The organism is Scytonema sp. UIC 10036, assembly GCF_009725235.1.
The window spans coordinates 39,590-45,736 of record NZ_WJFC01000100.1 but is presented as its reverse complement, the minus strand read 5'-3'; the positions used below and the strand labels follow the sequence as shown (position 1 = coordinate 45,736).

At 40.6% G+C, this 6,147-nt stretch carries 3 protein-coding genes and 1 pseudogene; 3 read left to right on the top strand and 1 reads right to left on the bottom strand.

Annotated features, from left to right (window positions below):
- Positions 1-269: pseudogene (locus F7734_RS35405) on the bottom strand (hypothetical protein); the annotation flags it as partial.
- A 154-nt stretch (positions 270-423) separates the two neighbouring features.
- Here F7734_RS35405 and F7734_RS35400 point away from each other — a divergent pair.
- The 3 genes from F7734_RS35400 (at position 424) to F7734_RS35390 (ending at position 6,122) form a co-directional block, all read left to right on the top strand.
- The gene (locus F7734_RS35400) at positions 424-1,788 is read left to right on the top strand and encodes a lipid-A-disaccharide synthase-related protein (RefSeq protein ID WP_155749184.1); all 1,365 of its coding nucleotides are present in this window, start codon (positions 424-426) and stop codon (positions 1,786-1,788) included.
- Positions 1,789-1,944: 156 nt separating this feature from the next.
- Positions 1,945-4,758 (top strand): hybrid sensor histidine kinase/response regulator, encoded by a 2,814-nt coding sequence (locus F7734_RS35395; protein ID WP_166482347.1) that lies wholly within the window; start codon positions 1,945-1,947, stop codon positions 4,756-4,758.
- Between the two features lie 44 nt (positions 4,759-4,802).
- Entirely contained in the window at positions 4,803-6,122 is a 1,320-nt protein-coding gene (locus F7734_RS35390) for a response regulator (protein WP_155749182.1), read from the top strand.
- Positions 6,123-6,147 lie beyond the last annotated feature (25 nt).

The window sequence follows — 6,147 nt, the reverse complement described above, 5'->3', positions numbered from 1 at the left end:
GTGTCCCCCGGGTCTCCCTTGTCCCCCGTGTCTTCCCTGTCCCCCTTGTCCTCAAACCCTGATTTTTGAGAAAATTGTTCAACGGTTATAGTTTCTGGTTGGGAGATCGCCTCCGATTGTACAGGTGTTTCTTCAGCCGTGGGAACTACGATGTTGTTAACATTCTCAGCTTGCGTGGGAACATTAGAAGGAGCAGCTATTGCTTGTTGAGTGACATTGCTAGCCGTTAAAGTCGCTAGAGTAAAAAGTGCAGCAGAAGAAACTCGCATAATACTAGCCTGATTTACTGGGAGTTAGCATGTAATTTTCTACAGAGGTTGGGCAATGGGGATAGTACTAACTTCCAGCTGCTTCGCCGATTATTGATACCCCCATGTATCCCTCTTATCCCAAAAGACAGTTAATTTTAAGTTTTTGTTTCTCATGAGCGATATATCACAACTACCCCTAGCCTCTCAGTACCAAAACGAAACTTCTCGCTTGCGATTACTTGCTATTAGTAACGGACACGGGGAAGATGTCATTGCCGTTCGTATTTTGCAGGAACTTCTACAACAACCCAATCCACTAGAGATTTTCGCATTACCAATAGTAGGACAGGGACACGCCTACCATCAGTTAGATATCCCCATCATTGGTTCGGTACGTACCATGCCTAGTGGTGGTTTTGTGTACATGGATGGACGCCAATTTGTGCGAGATGTACAGGGTGGTTTGTTACAACTGACGCTCGATCAGATGAAAGCTATACGCAAGTGGGTTAACACTCAAAAAAGATTGGGGTATAAAAATGCTATCTTGGCAGTAGGAGATATTGTTCCACTATTATTTGCATCTTTAAGCAACACCAATTATGCTTTTGTGGGGACGGCAAGATCGGAATATTACGTGCGAGATGAAATTGGAATATTAAAACGGAAAAACCAAGCTACACGGTTGGAAAACTTTTCCGGTTCGGTTTATCATCCTTGGGAACGTTGGCTGATGAGCCGTCCTCGTTGCAAAGCTGTATTTCCTAGAGACTCACTCACATCAGAGATATTGACAAATTTCTCAATTCCTGCATTTGATTTGGGCAACCCCATGATGGATGGGTTGGAACCATCTTTTCCCACTCAACGATTTTACAATCCTGATGCAGAACAAGAGGAAGTTGTTCGACCTTTGGTTGTGACTCTGTTACCTGGTTCCCGTCCTCCAGAAGCTTACGATAACTGGTATCAAATTACGATCGCTGTTTCTGCAATAATGGCACTGTTTCAGGAACGAGATTTTATAGGACATTCTTCTAAGACAGTGGTATTCTTGGGTGCGATCGCGCCCAGCTTGCATTTTGAGAGTATGCGCCAAATGCTGCAATCTCAAGGTTGGCGTTCCCATGCAGATTGCCCGGTGAAAATTGCCGATAAAAATGCCGTGTCATTTAAGCAGAAAAATGCTTATTGTGTACTCACTCAAAACGCTTATAATGATTGTTTGCATATGGCAGATTTAGCCATTGCAATGGCAGGAACGGCAACAGAACAATTTGTGGGTTTAGGCAAACCTGCGATTATCTTTCCCGGAAAGGGTCCTCAGTTTACAGCTGCCTTTGCTGAAGCTCAAAGCCGTCTTTTAGGACCTTCAGTGATTCTCATTCAAGACCCAGGTGCAGCTGCTAGTGTCGTGCGAAGTCTCTTATACAATCCCGATACTTTACAAGTCATTGCAGAAAATGGCGTGCGGCGAATGGGTAAACCAGGTGCTGCAAGACGGATTGCTGAGTGTTTGATGGAGCAATTGGGTTAGGATAAAACTACTAAAAACTGAAGAATTAAGTAATACTTTTTACAAAGTAAATCTAGGAATTGTAAGGTATCTTTTTGATTCACGTTGTGCTTGATAGGATGGTTCAAAAAACGGGAACACTATACCTCAGGAACCATTCTTAATTTGGAATCCCTTGTGAACACCTCCACAATCAATGTAGAAAAAAGAATCCGCGCAGATAAAAAATGGTCGCTTCGGCTGGTTTTGGTAGTACCGTTTGTGGTGCAAGTCTTTGCAGCAGTGGGAGTTACCGGATGGCTGTCGCTACGTAACGGTCAACAAGCAGTTAACGACGTTGCGACTCAATTGAGGAGTGAAACAAGCCAACGCATTAAACACCAGATTCTGACTTACTTGGATGAACCCCATAAGGTGAATGAAGTGGTTGCTTCTGCTATCAAAAGCTGGCAACCTAACAGAACTGACTATTCTGAGTTAGAGCGTTACTTATGGTATTTAGTGCAACAAGACATAGTGAGCTTTATTCAATTTAGTAGTGTTCGAGGAGAATCCGTTGGGGTTGAACGTGAGGTAAGTGGTGAAATCATTCTTAAATACAAAGACCAAACAACTGCCCCAAAAAGAAACGTTTATAACCTCGATAATCAAGGTAGACGAACTCAGTTGATTGAAGCTCAGGACTATGACTCGCGGACTCGACCTTGGTACAAAGCGGCGGTGAAAATAGGGAAACCCATTTGGAGTGAGTTCTTTAAGCGTGCGAGTCATTCATCTGTAGCGACTTCTTTGAACAATCCCGTATACAGTGAAACAGGTCAATTCCTTGGAGTTGTGAACAACTTGTTTGATACAGAGAAAATCCATCATTTCCTGCAAGAGATAAAAATAGGTCGTATGGGACAGACCTTCATTATCGAACGCTCTGGAGATTTGGTAGCGAGTTCGGTTATCAAAGAATCATTTGCAATTCAAGGGCAGGAGGTAGAGAGAATTGAAGCCAAGAATGCTAACAATCCCATAATTCGCGCTACAGCCCGGTCTTTACAAAAGTATGTAGGTAACCTGAGCACCATCAACAGTAGCCAACAACTAGATTTTATCTTTGATGGCGAACGACAATTCGTGCAGGTGGTTCCTTTACAAGATGGTCGAGGAATTGACTGGCTCATTGTGGTAGTAGTACCAGAATCGGACTTTATGGAACGCATCAATGCCAATACCCGCACTACAATTTTCTTATGTTTGGGGGCTTTAGTGCTGGCTTCTGTGGTTGGTGTTTTCACTTCTCGTTGGATCAGCCGTCCTATCTTACGCTTGAAACATGCTTCTGCTGCTATAGCCAATGGGAATTTAGACCAAAAAGTGGAGATAGGGAACATAGCAGAATTAGGGGTATTGTCAACTTCTTTTAACCAAATGGCGCAACAGTTGCGTGAATCTTTCAGTGCTTTAGAAAAGACAAATCAGGAACTAGAAGCACGAGTGGATGAGCGAACTGTGGAACTTAAAGCAGCTAAAGAAGCTGCAGATAAGGCTAATAAAGCCAAAAGCGAATTTTTGACAAATATGAGCCATGAACTCCGTACTCCACTAAATGGCATTTTAGGATATGCACAAATTTTGCGGCGTTCGGAAGCTTTAACGGAAAAAGGTCGTAAGGGAACTGAAATTATTTATCAGTGCGGTTCTCATTTATTGACTTTAATTAATGATGTTTTAGATCTATCAAAAATTGAAGCTCAAAAAATGGATCTTTATCCAAATGATTTTCATTTTATATCCTTTTTAGAAGGTGTTGTAGAAATCTGTCGTCTTCGTGCCGAACAGAAAGGTACTACATTTTTTTATCAAGCGGATTCCCATCTTCCACAAAGTATCCATGCGGATGAGAAACGATTGCGTCAAGTTTTAATTAATCTATTGGGTAATGCTGTAAAGTTTACCGATGCGGGAGGAGTGACTTTTAGTGTTAAGGTTTTAGAAAACCATGAAATGATACAACAAGATGCTGTTCAAAAGTTACCTTCAAAACTTATAACTAGGATAGTTCGCTTTCAAGTTCAAGACACGGGTGTTGGTTTAAAAAAGGAGCAATTACAGAAAATTTTTGTCCCTTTTGAACAAGTAGGTGATACGACAAAGCAAGCGGAAGGTACGGGTTTGGGGCTACCCATTAGCCAAAGAATTGTATCGCTGATGGGTAGCACTTTGAAAGTAGAAAGTGAATTGGGTAAGGGCAGTACTTTTTGGTTTGATGTAGAGTTGCAGGAAGCACAAGATTGGTTGGGGGGATCGAAAGTAACTGTATACGGCACAATTGCTAGTTATCAAGGAGCAAAACGAAGAGTTTTAATTGTAGATGACAAATGGGAAAACCGCTCTGTTATTATCAATATGTTAGAACCAATTGGTTTTGAAGTTGCTGAAGCAAGTGATGGGGAACAAGGTTTAGAGAAAGCCCAAATATTGAAACCTGACGTAATTATTACTGATTTGGTGATGCCGGTGATGCATGGGTTCGAGTTGCTCAAACAGTTACAACAGTCTCCCGAACTGAAAAATATTGTAGCGATCGCATCCTCGGCTAGTGTATTTGATACCGATCTGTTTAAGAGTATGGAAGCTGGTGCTAGTGACTTTTTGCCTAAGCCCGTGCAAGCTGATATGTTGTTAGAAATGCTTCACAAACATCTGCAATTAGAATGGGTTTATCAAGATAAACAACCAGGCAATGTAAGTCAAGATGAAACACCAAGAAATTCTCAAGTCACTTCTTCTGAAATTGAACCACCACAAACAAATATCCTAGCTCATCTCAACGAATTATCTCAAAAAGGAGATTTTGATGAACTGATAGAAATAGCTGAAATGCTCAAACAACAAGATACTAAGTATGCTCCGTTTGCTGAGAAGTTGATTGAATTAGCAGAGGCTTGTCAAGTCAAACAAGTTCAGGAATTTATCAGGCAATATTTTAATAATAACTAATTTTTGCTTGATTTGTGGATTTTTCATCAATTAATATTTCGCTTATGACACAAACTATAACCAATGAATTTATTTTAATCGTGGACGACAACCCTACAAATTTATCTGTTTTAAAGCAAGCCTTAAAAAGTGTTGGATTGAAAATACGGTTAGCGGCGGATGGAGAAAGTGCGATCGAACAAATCAAGCAAGAACCACCAGCCTTGATTCTTCTTGATGTGGAAATGCCAGGAATTAATGGTTTTGAAACTTGTTCTTTGTTAAAAGCAGATCCTTTCACTCAAGGTATTCCCATAATTTTTATGACTGCTTTGGCTCACACTGAGAATAAGGTCAAAGGGTTGTCTTTAGGAGCTGTAGACTATATTACTAAACCTTTTGAAGAAGAAGAGGTGATAGCACGAGTCAAAGTCCAACTGCAATTGCAAAAACTAACTAAATCCCTTGAGGAAAAGAACTTTCAATTAACGCAATTAACTGAAGATTTGGAGCAAAGAGTTGCAGAACGTACTGTAGCCTTACAAAAGGCGCAAGTACAGCTTGTACAACAGGAGAAATTATCTATGTTGGGTCAGTTAGTTACAGGAGTAGCGCACGAACTCAACAATCCTATTAGTTGCATTATCAGCAATCTTGCTCCCGCACAGGAGTATTTTACTTCTATAATTCAAGCTTTAAAACTTTACCAACAATATTGCCCGGAAATACCAGAACTACAGCAAGCACTAGAAGCAGAGGACATTGAGTTTGCGATTGAAGATTTTCCTAAATTGCTGAATTCTATGCAATTGAGTAGCGATCGCATTAAAGATATTTCCGTATCACTGCGAAACTTTTCCCGATTGGATGTCAGTACAAAAGTTCCAACAAATTTGCATTTGGGGTTAGACAGTACTTTAGTGATTTTACGACATCGCTTGAAAGCTAGAGATAGTCGCCCGGAAATTCAAGTCATAAGAGAATATGGCAATTTACCAGAAGTGAAGTGCTACCCAGGACAAATTAATCAAGTGTTTATGAATTTACTTGCTAATGCCATTGACGCAGTTGAGGAATGTTTTGACAGCGAAGGTACAAATGACAATGCTGGATGTAAAACTCAGCCAAGTATCAGTATTCTGACCGAACAACCTGATGAGGAAAAAGTTATCATTAGTATTATCGATAATGGCCAAGGAATAACAGAGAAAGTCAAACAGCAAATTTTTATACCCATGTTTACCACCAAACCAATTAGCAAGGGAACAGGTTTAGGTTTATCGATCGCACATCAGATTGTAGTAGAGCGGCATGGTGGGAAACTCAGTTTTGTTTCTCAGTTGGGAGAGGGTACAAAGTTTTTCATTGAACTACCACTTGTTTGAAAAAAGAGTATGTAGGTTGGGTTTC

Coding starts and splice junctions, on each gene's coding strand:
- F7734_RS35400 (WP_155749184.1), top strand. CDS start 424: ATGAGCGATATATCACAACTACCCCTAGCCTCTCAGTACCAAAACGAA.
- F7734_RS35390 (WP_155749182.1), top strand. CDS start 4,803: ATGACACAAACTATAACCAATGAATTTATTTTAATCGTGGACGACAAC.